The sequence below is a fragment of the Shewanella glacialipiscicola genome (assembly GCF_023283485.1).
In the GTDB taxonomy this organism is placed as follows: domain Bacteria; phylum Pseudomonadota; class Gammaproteobacteria; order Enterobacterales; family Shewanellaceae; genus Shewanella; species Shewanella glacialipiscicola.
In genome coordinates, this window is record NZ_JAKILU010000008.1 from 64,381 (window position 1) to 86,440 (window position 22,060).

A 22,060-nucleotide genomic window follows, 5' to 3' on the forward strand; every position below is an offset into this window, starting at 1 on the left:
TTTCACTTTAATATCGTTTTAACATTCGTCACTTATATTGAGCGCGAGAGCGATACTCAATCCAATCATGCAGCAGTACATCATAACAGTCGTTTCGTATTATGTACTGCCAGTAATAGTAACAAAAAAATCTAATCTAGAGGCGTTAATGGCGCTGTCCTAATCTAAAGAGCTTAACGCTGCTTCTCATCCTGTTGTACCGCAAATAAAAAAGGGCTTACATAATGTAAGCCCTGATGTAATTCATCTTTCAATAAAGGGGCACAACCTAAATTGCTTTAACCTCATTATCGTTATCGACTTTTTTGCTGCCACGCTTTGCCAATGCGTAGTAAAACAGCGGCGTTAAGATAAGGCCAAACACTGTCACCCCAATCATACCGGCGAATACCGCCACACCCATAGCTTGGCGCATCTCAGCGCCAGCGCCCGTGGAGAACACCATAGGCACCACACCCATGATAAAGGCGATAGATGTCATCAAGATAGGGCGTAAACGTAGTCTTGCCGCTTCTAAAATCGCCTCCATAGGAGCCATTCCATGATCTTGTTTTTCCTTTGCAAACTCGACAATCAAGATAGCATTCTTCGTCGCCAGCCCCACCAGCACGATGAGGCCAATTTGGGTGAAGATATTATTATCACCACCGTAAATTAACACCCCACTGAGGGCTGAGAGCAAAGTCATTGGGATGATTAAGATAATTGCCAATGGCAAGCTTAAACTCTCGTACTGGGCTGCAAGCACCATGAACACCAGCAAGATCACCAATGGGAAGACTAACAAACCCGTATCACCCGCTAATATCTGCTGGTAGGTCAGCTCAGTCCACTCATAACTCATGCCGTTTGGCAGCGTCTCTGCGAGGATTTTCTCAATTGCAGCTTGTGCTTGACCTGTACTCACCCCCGCTGCTGGGCCCGCATTAATTTCTGCAGTCGTGAAACCGTTATAGTGCATCACTCTGTCTGGGCCTGAACTTTGGCTGACGTTGATAAATGAGCCCAACGGGATCATGTCGCCATTCAGATTGGGCACCTTTAGCTGACTTATCTGCTGCGGGCTTTGACGGAATGCCTCGTCGGCTTGCATATTCACCTGATAGGTTCGACCGAAACGATTGAAGTCGTTAACATAAGTCGATCCCATATAGGTTTGTAATGTCTGGAAAATTTGATCAAGCGATACGGCCTGCTGTTTCGCTTTAGTCCTGTCAATATCCAGTTCAAGTTGTGGCACATTCACCTGATAGCTAGAGAACACTCCGGCTAATTGAGGATCGGCCCACGCCTTGTACATCACTTGTTGGGTCACCTGATACAAGGCCTCATAACCCAGGTTGGCTCTGTCTTGAATTTGCAGACGGAACCCTCCTATGGTGCCAAGGCCTTGCACAGGTGGCGGCGGGAAGATAGCAATAAATGCGTCTTGGATACCGGCAAACTTTTGATTCAATTGCCCAGCAATGGCGTTAGCCGTTAGCTCAGGGCTTTGACGCGCATCAAAATCATCAAGCGCAACAAACACCACGCCCGAATTAGGACTATTGGTAAAACCATTAATACTAAGACCAGGAAAAGCAATCGAGTGCGCCACACCAGGATGATTAAGCGCAATTTCAGACATTTTTTTGATAACGGTATCAGTACGTTCAAGAGACGATGCATCGGGCAACTGAGCAAACGCGACTAAATATTGTTTATCTTGCCCTGGTACATAACCCGTTGGAGTGTGAGCAAATTGCACGCCTGTTAGCGCTACCATACCTAAATACACTAGGCCGATAATGCCGCCGAAACGGATCACCTTACGCACTAACCAACCATAGCCATCGGATGCACGGCTAAATAAGCGGTTAAAAGGCGCAAACAACCAACTACCGAGCAACTTATCCATGAGACGGGTTAAGCCATCCTTTGGTGCATCATGGCTCTTGAGCAATAACGCGGACAATGCTGGGCTCAAGGTGAGCGAGTTAATCGCCGAAATAAAGGTCGATATAGTAATAGTCAGCGCAAACTGTTTATAGAACTGCCCGGTTAAACCACTCATAAAGGCCGTTGGAATAAACACCGCCGCCAACACTAAGGTAGTTGCCACAATCGGGCCAGTGACTTCCTTCATCGCCTTTTGCGTTGCCGCAACAGGGCTTAAACCAGCGGCGATATTACGCTCAACGTTTTCGACCACCACAATCGCATCATCGACCACAATACCGATGGCGAGCACCAGTCCAAACAGCGACAGCGCGTTGAGCGAAAAACCCAGCAGATGCATAAAAGCAAAGGTGCCAACTAACGACACAGGCACAGCCACCAGCGGAATAATTGAGGCGCGCCACGTTTGCAAGAACAGCACTACCACTAACACCACCAGCAGCACGGCTTCAAGCAATGTTTTGATCACAGCTTCAATCGAGCCACGCACGAACACTGTTGGGTCATAAACAATTTCGTACTCTAATCCTTCAGGGAAAGACTGAGATAATTCTGCCATTTTGGCGCGCACATCGTCAGAAATCTGAATCGCATTTGAACCCGATGCTTGGAATACCGGAATCGCCACCGCGTCTTTATTATCCAGCAGTGAACGTAGCGCATAGCTCGTCGCGCCAAGCTCAACCCGAGCCACATCCTTCAGACGATTTACTTCACCATTTTGGCCGACTTTAATGATGATATCTTCAAACTCAGACAGCTCAGTTAAACGGCCTTTCACGTTGATCAGTAACTGAAAATCAGCACTACCACTGGGCTGAGCACCTAAGCTACCCGCGGCGGCTTGTTGGTTTTGCTCACGTACGGCGGCAATAATATCGGCGGGCGATAAGCCCAGTGCCGAGACTTTATTCGGGTCGAGCCAAATTCGTAGACTATATTCGCCAGCACCAAATAAACGCACTCCGCCCACACCTTTAATGCGTGCTAACTCATCTTTGACGTTCAGCGCAGCGTAGTTAGACAAATACAACATGTCATAACGGTTATCCGGTGACAGTAAATGCACCACCATGGTCAAATCGGGTGAGGACTTTTCAGTCACTATGCCTAAGCGTTGTACTTCCTGCGGCAAACGCGGCATAGCGCGATCGACTCGGCTCTGCACTTGGGTTTGCGCCCTGTCTACATCCGTACCAATGGCAAAGGTAACCGTTAGCGTCATGCGCCCATCAGACGTTGCCTGCGATGACATATACAACATGTCTTCAACGCCGTTGATTTCTTGCTCCAGCGGCGAAGCCACTGTTTCAGCAATCACTTTAGGATTCGCGCCAGGATAGTTAGCAGTCACCACTACTGTGGGCGGCACGACTTCTGGATATTCGGTGATAGGTAACTGCCAAACGGCAATCGCCCCAGTGATAAAAAACAGCAGTGACAATACGGCTGCAAATATCGGTCTTTTAATGAAAAACTGCGACAACATTATGTGTTATTCCTTAACCGCGACTAGCCGTTTCAACCGCTTGCGCCGTCAAATGATCTTGTTTTTTATCGAGCATTAACTGAGCTTGACGTATTGCTTCCAGTTTATCGCTGTCGACCATTTCAACCATGTGCGGAGTAATCTGCATTTTAGGTCGCACGCGCTGCATGCCGTTAACAACGATATGGTCTTCTGCCACCAAACCTTGAGTGACTATGCGTAACCCTTGTACTTTTTCGCCCAAGGTCACGCCGCGATATTCAAGCGTGCCATCGGCGCCAACCACTAACACAAATTTATTATTAAGGTCAGTACCAACGGCTTTATCATCAATCAAAATACCTTCGTAGGCGCCGCTACCTGCAGTGCGAAGGCGAGCAAACAAACCTGGCAGCAAGTTATTGTCTTCATTATTAAAGATAGCTCTAACTCGAATGGTGCCGGTTTGCTTATCCATCGCATTATCAACAAAGTCGACCATGCCGATATGTTGGTAATCGCGCTCATTTGCTAAAGCCATATACACAGGGTTGTCACCCGCGCGCGGATCATTACGCTTATTCTGCGCGGTTAACTTTACGTATTTAAGGTAAGTTTGTTCATCCACATCGAAATAGGCATACATGCTGGCGGTAGACACTAAGCTGGTCAGCACGCTCTGCCCTGCGGTCACATAGTTACCCGCGGTCACATTGGCGTAGGACACGCGGCCATCAATCGGTGCTTGTACTTGGGTATAAGCTAAATCAAGCTCGGCGCGCATCAACGCAGCTTTTACTGAGGCAACAGCAGCAGCCGTTTGGCGCTTATTTGAATTACGGGTATCAAGCAACTCTGCCGATACCGCCTTTTGATCAAACAACTTATCTGCTCGTTCAAAGTCATTTGTGGCCAGTTGCTCAGCAGAGATAGCGCTAGCAAGATCTGCTTTTAACCGGGCCACTTCAACCTCAAACACGCTCGGGTCGATGCGAAATAACACCTCGCCCTTTTTCACTATCGCGCCTTCTTTAAAATTGACAGAGTCGATATAACCCGACACGCGCGGAATCAGCGTGACACTTTCTGGCGCTTGTAAACGGCCGGTAAACTCATCCCACTCGGTGACTCGCTCGTGTAAGACTTGGGCAACATCAACCATAGGTGCACTCGGTGCTTGCGCCTGCGGTGCGGTTTGCTCACCACAAGCAGAAAGAACGAAAGCGGCTATAGCCGTTAACGTCATCATTCGTAAAAAGTTATTCGTCATCATATTGCAATCCTTAAAGTGGCGGGCATTTCACGCAATTCGAACTCAAAAAATACATACCGATTGGTAAAGAATGTTCTGTACTGATCGGTAATATATAGCGTAAAATGACGTTGTCAATAATTTATGTACCAATCGGTATAAATTTAATTAGCGAACGGATTACTAGAAGGTATTGCATGAGCAGGTCTTAGGAAGAGCAATTGATTTTTATAGCTGATTAGTGAGTGTGAAGGCGTTTAATGGCGGTTATACATTGAACGATGAACTTAGCTGCCACCTAGGATGACTAAGTAGACATATTCACTTGTATCGGTGATTAGTCAGCAAGAGTGGCTTTACACCAGCTAAACCCATGTCTATCCTAGGGACAATTGAGAATTAAGGAGCCTAATGATGTCAACCGTCACCCAGACGCCCTGTGTAGGTCGCCCACGCGCTTTCGACACTGAAGATGCATTAGCAAAAGCTTTAGAAGTTTTCTGGCGCAAAGGTTTTGAAGGTACGTCATTAACGGACTTAACCCAAGCAATGGGCATTAATAAACCTAGCCTCTATGCCGCGTTTGGTAATAAAGAGCAGTTATTTATCAAAGCAATAGAATTATATGAACAACGTCCCTGTGCATTTTTCTACCCTTCATTAGAACAAGAAACCGCCTATCAAGTTGTTGAAGCGATGTTATTAGGTGCAGCCAGCTCCTTAGTTGATGAAAGCCACCCGCAAGGCTGCTTGATTGTTCAAGGTGCCTTGGCCTGTAGTGAGGCGGGACAAGCCATCAAACAAACCTTGATCAATCGTCGCCGCGACGGTGAAATAGCACTCTGTGAGCGCTTGCAACGCGCTAAAGATGAGGGGGATTTACCCGCACATGCCGATCCTTTACTGCTGGCACGCTACATAGGCACTATGTTGCAAGGTATGGCTGTTCAAGCAACCAATGGCATTTGTCCAAAGGAACTGCGCAGCGTGGCTGAGCTGGTTCTGACACATTTTCGGGACGCTTTTTCTAAAAACTAACCCTGTATTCCCCGATATAACTGCTAAGAAGAATATAATCCTAATCATATCCCCCCGATAAGACAATTATCTAACAAGGGGGATATGCAAACGCTAAATATTAACGCTAATGACTTAATTTTTAACGGCATGGGTCACGAGTGTGGGATGCAATAAATTGTCATGCACTGGACAACGGTGGCATACCGCATCTAAAAATGTGCGCTTCTGCTCCTCAGTAAGATCGGCATCTATACTCGCGTTAATGGCAATATCTTTAAAACCCACAGGGTCATCCGAAGGCTGACCAAGCAAACCAGCACTATTCATCACAGCGCGAACATGTACGTCAAACTGACGCAACTCAATCTTCTGTTCGCGAGCAACCATCCTAGCAATCGCAGAGATACAACCGCCCAAAGAAAATAAAAACGTCTCTAAAGGGTTAGCACCTTCATTTGTTGCTGTAGGCTGATCAATCACTAAAAGATGCTCACGGATCTGAGCCGTGACTTTCCAATCTCCAGCCATATGTGTTGTTACCTCAATTACTTTTTCAGCCATTGATAAATACTCCATTAGATTTTATTCAATCAGATTATTCTAATGGTTGATTATATAAAAATCATCGCCTAAGATCACAATACTAATGAGTAATGTCATCGTAGATAAGGTTTCCCAACATATTCCTATAAAAGTACTACTGAATATTGTTACCGTCGCCAGCTGATTAACCTATTACTGATAGGTCGTATCGATACAGCGTTGATGTTTGATGTAGTCGCAAAGGAATATCTGCAAAAAATGGGAGTAGACCATGATGTTACCCCCGTATTTACAAATCATAGTAGCAATATTTATCTCGCATTTTCTAAGCAAAATCCGCAAGCACAGAACTTAGCAAAACAGCTCGATGAAGGCTTATCGCTGCTAAAAACAACCGGACAGTATGACACGCTACTCTCAGCAGTTCACTAATAGCTAGCGTTGTGAGCGAATAATCTCTTGATTTACCCAATATAACAATTGTTTGATAGCTTTAGACAGGACCTGATTCTGCCGCACAATATAGCCTAAGCTCGTTGTAGGGAATTGTGGGAGAGGAGTAATTTTTGTGGTGAGATTCGACTTAGTATAAACAGAAAACTCTGGCACAATCGCAACGCCAAACCCTGCTTCAGCCCAATCGATTTGAGCATCAACACTGCCGACTTCCATAATCCTGTAATTCGGTAAATTAAGTGAGGGCAATGCGGGATCTAACAACTCACGGGTACGAGTATCATGACCGAGTAAAATTAACGTCGGTTGCTCGGTTAAACTCACATTGATAGGTCGTTTTGCCTGCTGCCATTGCTGTAAGTTATCCCCTAATGCACACCATTTAATTTGTTGTAACTCTGTAAAATGCAGTGGTTGGCTCTCTTTTTGCGCAATAACAAAACCAAGATCTGCTTCAGCATTAGTCACTAATTCAGAAGCTTGTGATGACGTGGTATTGAGCAATGAAAAATCAATTCCCGGAAACTCTGACTTAAAAAGCTGAAATGGCTGGATTAATAATAACCGCGAGATGATATCGCTTGCGGCAATCGTTAATGTACCTTGGCTAAGATTATTAATCGCATTGAGATCCGCCTGACAGATTTGTAGCTCCATTAACGTCCTTTCGCTGCTTTCCAATAAACGAAATCCCGCCTGCGTTAACTTAAAAGGGTTACGCTCAATTAACTTTACCCGAGTCGTTTGCTCTAACTGCTTAATATGCAAGCTGACGTTAGGTTGTGTCATGTGTAGCGCTGTAGCAGCCTTACCAAAGTGTTTGTACTGCGCTAAGGTGACAAAGGTTTTTAACCAATGAATATCGAGCATTTTTCACCACCAAAGTAGAACTAGAGTTAATAGTAACCAATGATATATGAAATCCTTATTGAGATGATAACTATAATTAATTTCTCTTATTCAAATGACAGGTCTAGCATAGCCTCTTAATCCAATGAGGAGATGTTGTTATGCCGTCGATCGTGGTTGTGGGTGCAAATTGGGGTGATGAAGGCAAAGGCCGCATCGTAGATTATTTAGCCGCTAATGCTGCAGCGAGTATCCGCTTCCAAGGCGGTAACAACGCAGGCCATACTGTAGTCAATGATTATGGTACCTTTAAATTACACCAATTACCCAGTGGCATATTCAATCCTAACTGCATTGCAGTATTAGGCCCTGGCATGGTGATAAGCCCAGCGGCACTGAGCCAAGAAATTGCTGAAGTACAAGCAACAGGTGTTGACGTTAAATTATGCGTTTCAGACCGTGCAACACTGTGCTTACCTTTGCATGCATTAGAAGATACCTTAGAAGAACAGCGTCTAGGCGATTTAGCCTATGGTTCAACCCGTCAAGGGATTGCACCAGCCTATGGCGACCGCGTGATGAAAAAAGGCATTCTAGTCGGCTGGTTAAACCAACCTGAAGTGCTACAAGAGCGCATTCAATTTATGCTTGATTGGAAAATGCCACAATTAAAGGCACTTTATCCAAGCTGCGATTTTGAGCAAACTGCCGTTGAAATGACCGCATGGTTATTAGAAGTGACCGCCCCTTGGCGTCCATTTATTTGCAACGTCACTGAACCGTTAAAAGCATTGCAAAAACAAGATGCTCACTTACTGTTTGAAGCGCAATTGGGTGCTGGCCGCGATTTAGTCTATGGTGAATATCCTTACACCACATCATCAAACGTCACTGCAGCTTATGCTGGTATCGGCAGTGGTTTACCTGCACTGCGTCCTGAGCGCATAATTGCTGTAGCAAAAGCCTTTAGCTCATCTGTAGGTACAGGCACTTTAGTAACCGCAATGGAAGAGCAAGACGCATTCCGTGAAAGTGCTAACGAGTTTGGTGCAACTACTGGTCGTCCACGTGATATGGGTTATTTTGATGCTGTGGCAACTCGTAACGGTGTTGAATTACAAGCGGCTACCGAAATCGCCTTAACCAAGATTGATTGCTTATCTGGCATGAAAGATCTCAAAATCTGTGTTGCCTATGCAGGCGAGCACACTGAGAACCCGATTTGGCCGCAAACTGCTGCACTAACGCCTGTGTATGAACAAATGCAGGGTTGGAGCGAAGACATTACCGGTTGTCGCACCTTTGAAAGCCTGCCTATCGGTGCCCAACAATATGTTGAACGTATTGAAGCCCTAATGGGTGTGCGTGTTAGCATGGTATCTGTTGGACCTGAGCGCGATCAAATGATCATTCGCTAACATAGCGTCAATGATTCGATAAAAGCCATATTCGCTTAAGTGAATATGGCTTTTTGCTTGTTATGGTGTTGTTCAAGCCGATAAACCGCTAAACTGGCGCGCTACGCTAATCACCCAAACTGATGTAAATTCCATGCCACAATTTAGCCCTATGTTTTCCTTTCCGGTTCAAATTTACTACGAAGATACCGATTTTTCTGGCGTGGTATATCACCCTAATTTTTTAAAATATTTCGAGCGTGCCCGTGAACATGTGATTGGTGCAGAACGGCTAAGTGCCTTATGGCAACAAAACCAGCTCGGTTTTGCCGTATATCGCAGTGATATGCTGTGCCATGAAGGAGTGGAGTTTGCCGATATTATCGATGTCCGTACTCAGTTTTACTTCGAGAGTAAGTACCGCACGGTATGGCAACAGGAGATTTGGCGACCTCAAGGTAAAAAACCTGCAGTAACAGCGACAATTGAAATGGTATGCATGAATCAAGCTCGTCAATTAGCACCTATGCCGGCAGAGTTGATTGCGGTATTAAGTCGCGGATTTGTAGCCATCACGCAGGAATAATCTTGCCGTTGTATGCAATCAAGTCATAAAAAGGCTCAATGACTGGATGTAGGCTCTATTTAAGCGGGATTATGTAGCTGCTCCCAAGTCGTTTCTAGCTCAGCAGCACGCATTGGCTTGGCGTAATACATGCCTTGTAAGGTATCAACCCCCATATCCACGAGCATGTTTTTAATATCAAGTGTTTCAATTCCCTCTACCGTCACCTCATAACCCAGTTTTTTGGCGATATTAATGCTGGCCTCCAGAATATATTCCGACGGTTTATCCTGCCCAAGATCCTGTAAAAATGCCTTATCAATTTTGACTTCATTAACTGGCAAATGTTTTAAATAAGCTAAAGATGAATGGCCGGTACCAAAATCATCAATCGCGAGTTTAACGCCTAGCGCTCGGATCTCTGTTAGCGTTTTCACCGCTTTATTTAGGTCGGCCATCAAGGTACTTTCAGTAATCTCAATCATCAAAGACTCGGGTGGCAACTGATAATGGGCTAGCCTTGTTGCGATGTCTTGGGGAAGTGTTTCGCAATCAAGATCACGGGTCGATAGATTAACCGCAACACAAAGATGCATTCCTGCTGCGCGCCATTTTGCTTGCTGCGCTAACACCTGATCGAGTGCCCACTGGCTGACTAAATCAATCATGCCAGCGTATTCGGCTAAGGGGATAAATTCACTTGGAGAGATAGAGCCCAGTTCATCATGCTCCCAGCGCATTAACGCTTCGACCTGAAAACATCGTCCTGTGGCAATATCCTGTTTGGCTTGATATACCATATAGAGCTGATCGCGCTGCAGACCTTTGGGTAAACTATCAATAATTTTCAACTCTCTGAGCTGACGAATATCATCATTATCGGCATAAAACGCAATGGCGCTGCGAGTGTTTCGAGCTTTCTTGAGTGCTAAATCGGCTCGACGTAACATTTGGCTCGTATCGGCATTGTGTTGTTGTAAGTGCACACAGCCAATTTGAAGTTTTACGCTCACAGGAATACCCTTAATGTTAAAAGGTACTTGTAAACGCCCGCGTAAATGAACCAGCTGATCTTCCGTTAACGTTTGCTCGTAATACAAAAAGAACTCATCGCCATTGAGTCTTGCCACTAATCTTGGCGCTAAACTTAAGCCATTTAAACGCTCAGCAAATTGCTTTAGCAGCATATCTCCAAAAATGAATCCAAACAGATCACTCACATAGCGAAACCGATAAATATCAATCAACACTATGGTGCCGTGAGTCAGCGGCATCATTGCAGTTAATGCGCGTTTAAGTCCCACACGGTTAGCTAAACCGGTCAGTTTGTCTTTACCGACATTGGCTGGTAGCGCCTTTAATAATTCATCAAGGGTGTGATAAAGCGCGGCAAATTCCTGTGGGACAATGGTGATATTTAACGCTTTGCGTTCAAGTTTTTGTTGTTCTAACTGAAAGCAGAGTTGTGCTAAGAATTGTTGTTGTGATCGTAGTGCACTGAATTTTGCTTGTAAAAGATAAAGTAAAACAATCAATAAAGTGAAGGAGGCGACAAACAATCCTATTATGAGCATTTCAACCTCACCTGATTTATAACGCTTAAAAATGGCTTTCTAGTGCAGTGATATCAACATCACTTCTGTTCCATGAACGCCAAATAATTATTGGTAACTTTCTCTAATCGAATGGAATTTTTCCATAAATTCTTCACTGGCTAAATTATCCGTTGTCACTGGTAATCCACGGGCAACAAACACGCCAAGACGTTGCTCCAACTCAGTACCCGCACGTAACTCACCTGTGTAAAATGCCGCGGCGCGGATAAAATCAAGGTAGGTTACTTCATCGGGTAAATAAGGTAAATCGGCCCAACGCTCAACCACCTCCATCACTTCGCTAGAAAAGTCCCAGCTTTTTAACACTGCACGGCCCAAAGGGCCCTGCATTTTTCTAACCAGTGCCCGTAATTGATCAATACTAGTAAATAAGTGCGGCTGCGCCTCGGCCTCAGTCAATACTGGCAAGGCGCCAATATTGTGCACCAATCCTGCAAGGGTCAAAGTATCCACATTTAATTTACTACTGGAATGGCGTTTGTTATACATCTGTAACATAGCGCAAGCAGCAGCCGTAACATCAATGGAAGTACGCCAGACTTCATCCATCACTTCCCATACCATTTCATTGGTAGAAATAAACAATTGCTCCATTGCCACTGACGTCGCAATGCTTTTAATCTGGAATAAACCAATACGTGAAACGGCACTGTTAATGCTTTCAGCCGGGATACCACGGCTATACAAGGCACTATTGGCCACCTTAATGATACGTGCTGAAATCGCCGCATCTTGACCAATCACTTCAGCCACTTGTTTAAGGCTTGTATCCGAGCGCCCTACAACCTCTTGCACCCGCATTGCCACTTCAGGCAAGGTAGGTAAAACTAAGGCATCATCTTTTAGTTTTTTTAATAAACTGACTAATAGTAGATGTTCGGTAGACATCTTAGCTCCCACAGTATGTAAACATGAACACGGTATAATGGCAGTATATCAGTTGCTTGTAATTAGATGCGTACAAAAACTAGCAGATATTAATAATTTGTATGATTAGGTTAATTAATTTACTTCAAGCACTTAGTCCGTCAAATACTGACCTCTCCTTGGCTAAAGTCAAACAGGCTATATTCATAAAGTGTGAAGTACCACTAAAGTTAACTAAGGCAATTTGCACAAGCTGACAGCTATTATGTAAAATTCGCCCCCCGCGCACTGCGTCAATATCAACCAATTCGAGAGTTATTATGTTTAAACCTGAGCTGTTGTCTCCAGCTGGAACCTTAAAAAACATGCGCTACGCCTTTGCCTATGGTGCAGATGCTGTGTATGCCGGTCAGCCGAGATATAGTTTAAGGGTACGTAACAATGACTTTAAAATGGAAAACCTTGCCACAGGGATTGAAGAAGCCCATGCGCTTGGTAAAAAACTCTATGTGGTGAGTAATATTGCGCCGCACAATGCCAAACTTAAAACCTACATCAAAGACATGGAGCCCGTAGTGGCGATGAAGCCTGATGCGCTGATCATGTCAGATCCCGGTCTTATCATGATGGTGCGTGAAGCCTTTCCCGATCAGGTAGTGCATTTATCCGTACAGGCGAATGCCATTAACTGGGCCTCGGTCAAATTTTGGCAAACCCAAGGGATTAAACGGGTGATTTTATCCCGTGAATTATCTTTAGATGAAATTGAAGAAATTCGCCAACGTTGCCCAGATATTGAGCTTGAAGTGTTTGTTCACGGCGCCTTGTGCATGGCCTATTCTGGACGCTGTTTGCTCTCGGGCTATATGAATAAACGCGATCCAAACCAAGGCACTTGTACTAATGCCTGCCGCTGGAAATACGATGTGCACGAGGCACAGCAAAACGACAGTGGCGACATCATAGCTATGCCTAGTGCAGTGCAAATTGAAACCCCAACAACCTTAGGCGCTGGGACACCAACGGACCAAATATTCCTACTACAAGAAGCCAATCGTCCGGGCGAATATATGCCCGCCTTTGAAGATGAGCATGGCACTTATATTATGAACTCCAAAGATCTACGGGCAATTCAGCACGTAGAACGCCTAACTAAGATGGGTATAGACTCGCTCAAAATTGAAGGCAGAACAAAATCTTTCTATTATGTTGCACGTACCGCGCAACTGTATCGCCGAGCGATTGAAGATGCCTCATCGGGCAAAGATTTTGATCGCAGCCTGATGAACCAATTAGAGGGCTTAGCCCATCGCGGTTATACCGAAGGCTTTTTGCGTCGCCATGTGCATGATGAATATCAAAATTACGATTATGGCTACTCTATCAGCGATACCCAACAATTTGTCGGTGAACTGACGGGTAAACGTAATCTTGCGGGCCTTGCTGAAATTGAAGTCAAAAATAAATTTTTAATGGGTGATAGCGTCGAGTTGATGACGCCGCAAGGCAATATCAGCCTGACAATTAAGCATCTTGAAAACCGAAAAGCGGAATCAGTTGAAGCCGGACTCGGCTCTGGACATACCGTTTATTTACCTGTACCTAAAGAGGTGGATGTCAGTCACGGGATTTTACTGCGTAACTTGCCACAGGGCCAAGATACTCGTAACCCACATGAACTAGGTTAACCAGATGGCACTACTGATCGACGACAGCTGCATCAACTGCGATATGTGTGAGCCTGAATGCCCTAATCAGGCGATCACGCTCGGTGAGGAGATCTATGAAATCGATCCTGACCGCTGCACTGAATGCGTTGGCCACTACGATAAGCCCACTTGTGTTTCGGTCTGCCCGATTGATTGTATCGATCCTGATCCTAACCACGTCGAATCCAACGATGAGCTATTAGTCAAATTTGCTGTATTAACGCAAAAAATCGAATAACAGCATAAACAAACAGCCCTATCAGTGATAAGGCTGTTGCTGAGCGCAATGGTAAATACCAATAACTTACATTAAAAACTCGCTGATTTAGACAGAATGCTCGTTGGTTTAGCTTCGATTTGTAACCGCTCAATGGCTGCGGCTAATTTTTCAACGCTAAGACGAATAGGTGCAGGCATAGAGGCAAACTCTATGCTTAACAAAAGGTTTTTCACTTCAAGTCCTAATTCTGTATCACCTTGAATACTCAGTTTACGTTGAAAAAACAAACTATCTGGATCTTCCTTTGCGGCTGCCACTAAAATCAGCTCTGCCGAATTGGCACTAAAAGTGACCTGAGCATCAGTTAACGGTCTGACTTGCCATTGACCATCAAAACTCACCTCAAATGCCAGCTTTAAGTCTTCTACGCAAATGGCCACCCATTTATTAGCCAAAAAATCGAGCTCATCGGTTTGGGTTTGTGGCGCTAATAACACCCCAAGTAATTGGCTGATGGCTTTTGCCTTAAAGCTAAACGGCACCTTAGCAAGGGGGAAGCCTATCAATTTAGGTGTAAATTCAAGAAGTTGCTTTGCTAAATTTGCAGAGAAAACAGCAGACATGGGCGCTTACCTAGTAAAAATAAATACATATATCGCAGTTTAACGAGATTTTATGATCTTAAACCTGTTTTAAATCAATTCACCGCCATTCAATCTTCCCTAAACTCTGCGACTATCTTTTTATCGGGAGCATCATTATGGAACTGTTGTGTCCAGCAGGAAATCTCGCCTCGCTAAAATCGGCTATACAAGCCGGAGCTGACGCTGTGTATTTAGGATTAAAAGACGATACTAATGCGCGTTCATTTGCGGGATTAAACTTCACCCCAGACAAATTACAAGAAGCCGCTGAGTTCACTCAAACCCGTGGTAAAAAAATCTTTTTAACTCTCAATACCTTCCCTAAGCCGACTGAAGAACACCGCTGGTATCAGGCCATTGATTTAGCTGCAAAACTCGGTATGGATGCCCTAATTGTCGCCGATATTTCCTTACTCGATTATGCCCATAAACATTATCCGCAACTGCCGCTACATCTTTCGGTACAGGCCAGTGCCACCAATCTTGGCGCACTGAATTTTTATAAAGAAGCGTTCAATATTGCCCGCGTTGTATTACCAAGGGTGTTATCGATGAAGCAGGTGCGCGATCTTGCTAAGGTGAGCCCTGTTGATCTTGAGGTATTTGCCTTTGGTAGCCTCTGTATTATGGCCGAGGGCCGCTGTCATCTGTCTTCCTATGTGACGGGGCAATCCCCCAATACGGGCGGCTCATGCTCACCCGCTAAACATGTGCGCTGGCAAGAGGAAGGCCAAGATAGATTAACCCGCCTCAATGATGTGTTGATTGATAAATCGACCCTTGATGAACAAATGGGCTATCCTGTTGTTTGCAAAGGTCGATATCTAACAGATGAGCAAGATTCTCCTAGCTATTTACTCGAATCCCCCACCAGCTTAAATACACTCAGTTTGCTCCCTGAGCTCGCCAAAGCAGGCATTGTGTCGCTTAAAATTGAAGGTCGCCAACGCAGTCCAGCCTATGTTGAGCAAGTCACTAAAGTGTGGCGCCAAGCAATAGACACCTATTTGCACCATCCCGATAAGTTTCAAACCCAATCCCACTGGGAGCAAGCCCTTGCTAAGGTCTCTGAAGGCCAAATCACCACACTGGGTGCCTACGAGCGCAACTGGCAATAATCGGCAATCACACCTAATGAGAAGAAAGGACACCTATGAACATTTCCCTAGGCCCATTGTTATATTGCTGGCAGAAACAACAGGTATCAGATTTTTATCAGCAAGTCGCAGCCAGTAACATTCCGTTAGTTTATCTCGGTGAAGCCGTTTGTAGCCGTAGACGTGAACTCAAATGGGGCGATTATCTTGAGCTTGCGCAGATGCTCAAACAAGCGGGTAAAGACGTAGTGATTTCGACGCTGGCACTTATTGAAGCGCCATCTGAATATACCGAGCTTAAACGTCAAGTCGATAATGGAGAGTTTATCATTGAAGCCAACGATATGGCGGCGGTTTATCTGGCCAAAGAACATAAGCTACCTTTCGTGTGCGGTGCGAGTATCAACAATTATAATCGCGCCAGTTTAGATATTTTAGCGCGCTTTGGTATGCAACGATTTGTCATGCCGATTGAGTTATCTAAGGCATGGCTTAGCCAAGTGATCCAAGATAAACCAGCGTTTGAAGTAGAAGTCCTCGGGCACGGTTATTTGCCTTTAGCCCATTCAGCCCGCTGTTTTACTGCACGCCATAAGCAACTCACCAAAGACAGCTGCGAAACCATTTGCCGTCAATACAGCAAAGGGCTGCTCGCGCAAACCCAAGAACAACAGCCACTATTACGCTTAAATGGTATTCAAACTCAATCGGCGGCCTGCTTAGATTTACGCAGCGAACTCGCCGCCATGACGCAAATGGGAGTCGATGTATTTCGAGTATCGCCCAGTGGCTTAGAGTGCATTGCCAAAGCCAGCGCCTTAGTCGATAGCATTAACACACCATCAGCGCTTCAGTCTAATACGGTGCCGTTAAGTGCAGAACAATGTAATGGCTATTGGTTTGGAGAGGCGGGATTAACCATGCATCACAGTGAATAAACCATGTTTCCAGTAAAAAAATCATGCCGCTATCAAAGGACAATATTGAAGTAATGGATACGCTAAACAGGCTATTAGCGCAAAGTTGCTGATCGTATAGAGTATAAATAGAAGAGAGAGGCAGGGTTACGATCTAAGCTTGGTCCTTAACTGACTGAACAATAAGACGCTTGTCCAACTTAATAAACTCCCCAGCCCTATCCATTCCAATAGGGCTGGCCACCACAAACGTGGACGGGGTAACTGCATCACCATCTCTTGATAAAATGGCCTATCACCCTCGGTTAGGCCTAACTGTAATTGCGGTGCATATAAAAATGTCATCATACTGCACAATACGATCAGAGCCAGTAACCCTGTCCAACGGCTAAACTGAGACTGACCAAAACAAATTAAACTTAAGTGTAAAAATGCACTTAAGCTCCCTAAGTAAAAAAACCATTTCAGCCCCAAAACATGTAAGTGGTACACGTTTACCGGAAATAATCCCATACATGCCAGAGCCAAAAACGTTAATGCCAAACAAATAAAGAAGGGCGATTCCCATGACGAGCTCAAGTGCGGTAAGGAAGATAAGCAATATAAAACCACGCTTAAACTGCCAAAAAACAAGCCACCGTTAAGGATAACAGCCAAAGAGGAATGACCGTAAGTGCCTAATTCACTTAAGGTATGATTTAAAAAATTGAAGCCCTGCGATTCCGAACCCGCAAACCCCAAAACCCCAACAATAATCCCGACTAGCAGCCCATAAATCCCCATAAACCCAAATTTAATGGCTAATGTTGAGGCGCCTTTTGTCGTCATCTGCTCTACTTTATCAATCATGAATACGGAAGTTAGATAACAATATGACTAAGTTACATGTAAATAAGAAGATTTAAAGCGGCGGACATCCTGTTTATGAATAAAAATTTTTACTTTCTTCATTATTAACGACTTTTTAGTCAGGCCATCTAGCGGAAGCGTTGCTTGCAACAACCTCTTTATATACATAAAGACTAAAATCTTTTACGCATAAAAATGTACCCTATACGCCAAAGTATGTTGAATATCACGGCAATATCCATAAACCATCCTAAACATGGCCCTTCAACCATAAATATCGGATTAGCAGACAGTAATCGAGCAATAACCCAACAAATACTGCTACTAGGCCATATTACGGGCGTTTTTCTGTTCAAAAAAAGCTGGCACATGGCTTCAATAAAAAAATATAACATCATAAAAGCACTTCGATAACAATTTGAGCCAACCCATTGTTTTAAATAATTTATAAACCTCTACACTTAAAAGTACTGCATAAATATCATCAACAACTTAAGCAAAATAACTATGCTGTTTTGCTGCTTATATCAAACTAACTAGCGAATCGTTTTACATAGCAAGGCTAAGCGAGTAATCTTCCCCTTCTCATTTTTGAGTTGAATTTAAATGCATCTAAGTGGACAGTAAAAACCTGCTAGATATGGCTAAAAATTTCAAATTTATCATGTACGACTCGTACTTTAAGGTGTACAAAATTGGCTACTGAAAATAAAAACCGCAATATAAAGACGATACTCACCTTTATCGTCCCTTCGTTGATCGGCCTGTTATTATTTATGACACCTATCAGCTATAACGATGCGATTACTATTCCTATCGCGATCATTTCTAAAGCATTACAAAGCGCATTAAGCGGTGTATTAACCCTGATAGTGACCATTATTGTGGTGGCAATGGCGCTGGCATCTTTACTGTCAAAAGTACTTAAACCCAAGTTTGTGACTCAGAGTCACTTCCTAAATGGCTTATTAAATGTCAGTCCTTTATGGTTGACGGCACGTATCGTAGGTGCAGTATTTATCGTACTGACTTACTTAGGCTTAGGCCCAGAGGTGATTAACTCATCAAGCACTGGGGCTTTAGTCTTAAACGATTTACTACCGGTATTATTTTCGGTATTTATCTTTGCCGGCATGTTACTGCCACTACTGCTTAATTTTGGCCTACTTGAACTATTTGGCACACTGCTAACTAAAATCATGCGTCCAGTATTTAATCTACCGGGTCGTAGCGCCATCGACTGTATGGCATCCTGGTTAGGTGATGGCAGTGTCGGGATTTTACTAACCAGTAAACAATATGAAGCACGCTTTTATACCCAAAGAGAAGCCGCCGTTATCGGCACCACGTTCTCGGCGGTATCGATTACCTTCAGCTTAGTGGTTATCTCGCAGGTTAAGTTAGAGCACATGTTTGTGCCCTTCTATTTAACAGTATGTTTAGCCGGTTTTGCTGCAGCAGTGATTGTGCCTAAGTTGCCACCACTGTCGTGGAAGAAAGACAACTACATCGACGATACGCCACGTACGCCAGATGATGAGCTGATCCCCGCTGGACACAGCGCGTTATCTTGGGGTTTTGATAAAGCCTTAGAGAAAGCGGCCAACGCTGGTGGCATCAAAGCCGTTTTAAATGAAGGGATTAAAAACGTTCTCGATATGGTGTTTGGTATTCTTCCCGTGGTCATGGCCATTGGTACCATGGCGCTGATTATTGCCGAGCACACACCTATCTTTAACTATCTCGGCATGCCATTTATTCCATTACTGGAATTACTGCATATTCCAGAAGCCACTGAAGCTTCTAAAACGATTGTCGTCGGTTTTGCGGATATGTTTATTCCGTCAATTCTTGCCAGCTCGATTGAATCGGATATGACCCGCTTCGTGATTGCAGCTTTATCGGTAACTCAATTGATTTACATGAGTGAAGTAGGCGCACTACTTATTGGTAGTAAAATCCCAGTAAACTTTGTTGAGCTGTTCGTGGTGTTTATTCTACGGACTTTAGTCACACTGCCAGTTATCGCGGGTGTAGCGCATTTACTCTTTTAATGCTCCGCTAATGTAAGTCCAATACGTCAAATCAACATTAGCAGATAGCCATAAAAACCATTAAAAAAGGAGCCCATTCTACTGGGCTCCTTTTTTATGTTTACGTTTCAAGACTCATCATACTCAATGCCTATCGTCTTTGAGGTACATAGCGTACTTATCTATCGACCAACGCTGCCACATTAGTGCACCATTATTTCTAACAAAAACCATCATGACCTTATTGAACCCGACACTGAAAGTCGCACGGCTACTGAATAGGCACATAATTTGGAGTAATGAGCATTAAGTTAATAGTTTGTAATGGGGTTAGCTAATTAACTAGCACTCTGTTATAAGTAGCTGTAATGAAGCGAATTAAATCAATCAGCCTTAGGGCGGATAAGTTATGGAGGGGAGTATTATGTCGATTGTTGTCGCCGATATTATGAGCACCCGTATCGTCACGATAGAAATGGACGATCGCCTCAATGTGGTAAAAGATATATTCGAACAAGCAAATTTCCATCACTTATTAGTGGTTGATAATAACAAACTGGAAGGAGTACTTTCAGAGCGAGATCTATTACGTGCCATTAGCCCTCATATTGGCAGTATCGGCGAGACAGTTAAGGACTTAGAAACCTTACAAAAACGCGTGCATCAGGTTATGGCTCGAAACCCCATCACCGTTGCCCCAAATGTGTGCTTAGACACCGCCGCCCATCTTATTTTAGACCATCATGTTGGGTGCTTACCGGTACTCGATAATGGCCGCTTAGTGGGTATCGTTACTTGGAAAGACTTACTTCGAGCTTATTCAGAACATCTTTCATTGGCAGAAAGCGAGTGCTAAGTCAGTTAGTACTCGCTTTTTAGCATAACGTTTGAGTATTTAAATTGCCCAACCACCCATATAAAACACCACTAAACCTAGGGTAATTGCTAACACGCCTACTTTTAGTTTGCGCCACTCACCGCTACAAATACGACCCACCACCAGCGTGACAAAACCCAACATAATACCGGTGACGATATTACAACTTAAAATAATAAATACAGCGCAGGTTAAGCCTGCCATGGCATCGACTTTATCGTTAAAGTCGAGTTTTGCTACATTACTCAGCATCAATAGTCCCACATACATCAACGCTGGCGCTGTCGCATAAGCTGGCACTAAATAGCTTAACGGTGCTAGAAACATCATCAATAAAAACAGTACGCCAACAATCGTCGCCGTTAACCCCGTTTTACCACCCGCAGCAGTACCCGCCGCCGACTCGATATATACCGCCGCCGGTGCGCCGCCAACCAAGCCAGCCACCATGCTGCTAACAGAATCTGAGGTTAAGGCTCTGCCACCGCCGACAATATTGTCATCTTTATCAAGTAGATTTGCTTGCCCTGCCACGGCGCGGATAGTCCCTGTGGCATCAAAAATCGCCGTCATAACTAATGCGAGCACGATAGGCAATACCACAGGATTAAAAGCGCCCATAATATCAAGCTGACCAATCAGGGAATGTTCAGAGGTTAAGTCGGGTAAGGCAAACAAACCTTGGTATTTAACGCTCGGGTCAAACACTAAGCCAAATAGCGACAACACAATAATCACGAGTAAAATCCCACCAGGTACGCCGCGACGTTCTAAACCGATAGTCGCCGCCAAACCTAAAACAGTCGCGATAACAGGTAAGCTATTAATATCACCTAACTTCACCGGTAAACCCGCACTATTAGCCACAATCAACTGCACGCTATTAGTGGCAATCAAGAGTAAAAACAAGCCAATACCGATACCTGTACCATGGGCTATCCCCTTGGGCAAATTAGCCAGTACCCATTGGCGAATCCCCGTCACACTCACTAATGTGAACATCACCCCCATCAAGAAGATGGCGCCTAATGTGACCGGAATCGACATGCCCTGACCGAGCACTAAACTAAAAGCAGTAAAGGCCGTCAGCGAAATAGCGCAACCAATGGCCATAGGTAAATTAGCCCATAAGCCCATCAGCAATGAACCAAAGGCCGCGATTAAACAGGTAGCAATAAACACAGCGCCAGGATCAAACCCCGCTTGGCCTAGCATGTTTGGCACCACAATGACGGAGTAAACCATCGCCAAAAAAGTGGTCAATCCCGCAATCACTTCTTGGCGAACACTACTGCCACGTTGTTGGATAGAAAAATAACGGTCCAGAAACGAACCAGAGGGTACGGCTGTTGAACTCAATTGCTCAGACATAATAGGGTTATACCTTGTGATCTCTTAAAATAGGGTCGATACCAATTGGCTTAAAATGCAATTGACGACACGGACTGCGGCAGATTAGAGCCCTAAATCTCAGTAAGACTTAGGTGAGAGATCCATATCATTTTCCTATTATGGGAAAAATCCATGATCTGCAAGCTGTATGCTTTTCGAGAGTTAACCGTAGTTAAGCTAATAAACACAGCCGTTGTTGGCCGCGGATAATACGGGAAAAAACCGAAAAAAGCTAAGGCACAACAGAGACTTTGGTAAATAATTAGCAGTAAAAACAGAACTCTGTTGTTTGAAAAAACAACCTAGATGAAAGTTATCACCAACAATAAATCGTCATTACAAATTTTCATA

18 protein-coding genes and 1 pseudogene are annotated in these 22,060 nt (G+C 44.3%); 10 read left to right on the plus strand and 9 right to left on the minus strand.

What is annotated here, in order from left to right; all coding sequences use genetic code 11:
* Window positions 1–268: 268 nt before the first annotated feature.
* Both L2717_RS08630 and L2717_RS08635 read right to left on the minus strand, forming a co-directional pair.
* A complete protein-coding gene (locus L2717_RS08630; protein WP_220773348.1) occupies window positions 269–3,430 on the minus strand; it encodes an efflux RND transporter permease subunit in 3,162 nt (1,053 codons plus the stop codon).
* Between the two features lie 10 nt (window positions 3,431–3,440).
* Window positions 3,441–4,679 (minus strand): efflux RND transporter periplasmic adaptor subunit, encoded by a 1,239-nt coding sequence (locus tag L2717_RS08635; RefSeq protein WP_220773344.1) that lies wholly within the window; start codon window positions 4,677–4,679, stop codon window positions 3,441–3,443.
* A 390-nt stretch (window positions 4,680–5,069) separates the two neighbouring features.
* On the opposite strand from L2717_RS08635, the gene L2717_RS08640 reads away from it, so the two are divergent.
* Window positions 5,070–5,696 carry a TetR/AcrR family transcriptional regulator gene (locus L2717_RS08640; RefSeq protein WP_220773345.1) on the plus strand — a complete coding sequence of 209 codons (627 nt, stop codon included), beginning with the start codon at window positions 5,070–5,072 and terminating at the stop codon, window positions 5,694–5,696.
* 114 nt (window positions 5,697–5,810) lie between these two features.
* Here the strand turns inward: L2717_RS08640 and L2717_RS08645 are convergent, their stop codons facing one another.
* Window positions 5,811–6,239 carry an OsmC family protein gene (locus L2717_RS08645; protein WP_220773346.1) on the minus strand — a complete coding sequence of 143 codons (429 nt, stop codon included), beginning with the start codon at window positions 6,237–6,239 and terminating at the stop codon, window positions 5,811–5,813.
* Window positions 6,240–6,392: 153 nt separating this feature from the next.
* On the opposite strand from L2717_RS08645, the pseudogene L2717_RS08650 reads away from it, so the two are divergent.
* Window positions 6,393–6,653, plus strand: a pseudogene (locus L2717_RS08650) (amino acid ABC transporter substrate-binding protein); the annotation flags it as partial.
* Window positions 6,654–6,656: 3 nt separating this feature from the next.
* Here the strand turns inward: L2717_RS08650 and L2717_RS08655 are convergent.
* Window positions 6,657–7,547 carry a LysR family transcriptional regulator gene (locus tag L2717_RS08655; RefSeq protein ID WP_220773347.1) on the minus strand — a complete coding sequence of 297 codons (891 nt, stop codon included), beginning with the start codon at window positions 7,545–7,547 and terminating at the stop codon, window positions 6,657–6,659.
* 140 nt (window positions 7,548–7,687) lie between these two features.
* On the opposite strand from L2717_RS08655, the gene L2717_RS08660 reads away from it, so the two are divergent.
* Entirely contained in the window at window positions 7,688–8,944 is a 1,257-nt protein-coding gene (locus L2717_RS08660) for an adenylosuccinate synthase (RefSeq protein WP_220772890.1), read from the plus strand.
* A 133-nt stretch (window positions 8,945–9,077) separates the two neighbouring features.
* A complete protein-coding gene (locus L2717_RS08665; RefSeq protein ID WP_220772889.1) occupies window positions 9,078–9,509 on the plus strand; it encodes a thioesterase family protein in 432 nt (143 codons plus the stop codon).
* A gap of 59 nt (window positions 9,510–9,568) precedes the next feature.
* Here the strand turns inward: L2717_RS08665 and L2717_RS08670 are convergent, their stop codons facing one another.
* Both L2717_RS08670 and L2717_RS08675 read right to left on the minus strand, forming a co-directional pair.
* Window positions 9,569–11,062: a putative bifunctional diguanylate cyclase/phosphodiesterase gene (locus L2717_RS08670; RefSeq protein ID WP_220772888.1), complete on the minus strand. Its 1,494-nt coding sequence runs from the start codon at window positions 11,060–11,062 to the stop codon at window positions 9,569–9,571.
* 87 nt (window positions 11,063–11,149) lie between these two features.
* Entirely contained in the window at window positions 11,150–11,992 is an 843-nt protein-coding gene (locus L2717_RS08675; protein ID WP_220772887.1) for an HDOD domain-containing protein, read from the minus strand.
* Between the two features lie 299 nt (window positions 11,993–12,291).
* Between L2717_RS08675 and trhP the strand changes: the two genes are divergently transcribed.
* On the plus strand, window positions 12,292–13,659 hold the full coding sequence (gene trhP / locus L2717_RS08680) for a prephenate-dependent tRNA uridine(34) hydroxylase TrhP (protein ID WP_220772886.1): 1,368 nt from the start codon (window positions 12,292–12,294) through the stop codon (window positions 13,657–13,659).
* A gap of 4 nt (window positions 13,660–13,663) precedes the next feature.
* Window positions 13,664–13,918, plus strand: a complete 255-nt coding sequence (locus L2717_RS08685; RefSeq protein ID WP_220772885.1) for a YfhL family 4Fe-4S dicluster ferredoxin — start codon at window positions 13,664–13,666, stop codon at window positions 13,916–13,918.
* Window positions 13,919–13,989: 71 nt separating this feature from the next.
* Here L2717_RS08685 and ubiT read toward each other — a convergent pair whose 3' ends face one another.
* Entirely contained in the window at window positions 13,990–14,523 is a 534-nt protein-coding gene (gene ubiT / locus L2717_RS08690; protein ID WP_220772884.1) for a ubiquinone anaerobic biosynthesis accessory factor UbiT, read from the minus strand.
* A gap of 137 nt (window positions 14,524–14,660) precedes the next feature.
* Between ubiT and ubiU the strand changes: the two genes are divergently transcribed.
* Window positions 14,661–15,662 (plus strand): ubiquinone anaerobic biosynthesis protein UbiU, encoded by a 1,002-nt coding sequence (gene ubiU / locus L2717_RS08695; RefSeq protein ID WP_220772883.1) that lies wholly within the window; start codon window positions 14,661–14,663, stop codon window positions 15,660–15,662.
* A gap of 35 nt (window positions 15,663–15,697) precedes the next feature.
* Window positions 15,698–16,579: a U32 family peptidase gene (locus L2717_RS08700; RefSeq protein WP_220772882.1), complete on the plus strand. Its 882-nt coding sequence runs from the start codon at window positions 15,698–15,700 to the stop codon at window positions 16,577–16,579.
* Between the two features lie 126 nt (window positions 16,580–16,705).
* Here the strand turns inward: L2717_RS08700 and L2717_RS08705 are convergent, their stop codons facing one another.
* On the minus strand, window positions 16,706–17,407 hold the full coding sequence (locus tag L2717_RS08705) for a DUF998 domain-containing protein (protein WP_220772881.1): 702 nt from the start codon (window positions 17,405–17,407) through the stop codon (window positions 16,706–16,708).
* Window positions 17,408–18,102: 695 nt separating this feature from the next.
* Between L2717_RS08705 and L2717_RS08710 the strand changes: the two genes are divergently transcribed.
* Window positions 18,103–19,461 carry a YjiH family protein gene (locus tag L2717_RS08710; protein ID WP_220772880.1) on the plus strand — a complete coding sequence of 453 codons (1,359 nt, stop codon included), beginning with the start codon at window positions 18,103–18,105 and terminating at the stop codon, window positions 19,459–19,461.
* A 403-nt stretch (window positions 19,462–19,864) separates the two neighbouring features.
* Window positions 19,865–20,296, plus strand: a complete 432-nt coding sequence (locus tag L2717_RS08715) for a CBS domain-containing protein (RefSeq protein WP_220772879.1) — start codon at window positions 19,865–19,867, stop codon at window positions 20,294–20,296.
* 39 nt (window positions 20,297–20,335) lie between these two features.
* On the opposite strand, the gene L2717_RS08720 is transcribed toward L2717_RS08715, so the two are convergent.
* The gene (locus tag L2717_RS08720) at window positions 20,336–21,688 is read right to left on the minus strand and encodes an NCS2 family permease (protein WP_220772878.1); all 1,353 of its coding nucleotides are present in this window, start codon (window positions 21,686–21,688) and stop codon (window positions 20,336–20,338) included.
* Between the last annotated feature and the right edge of the window lie 372 nt (window positions 21,689–22,060).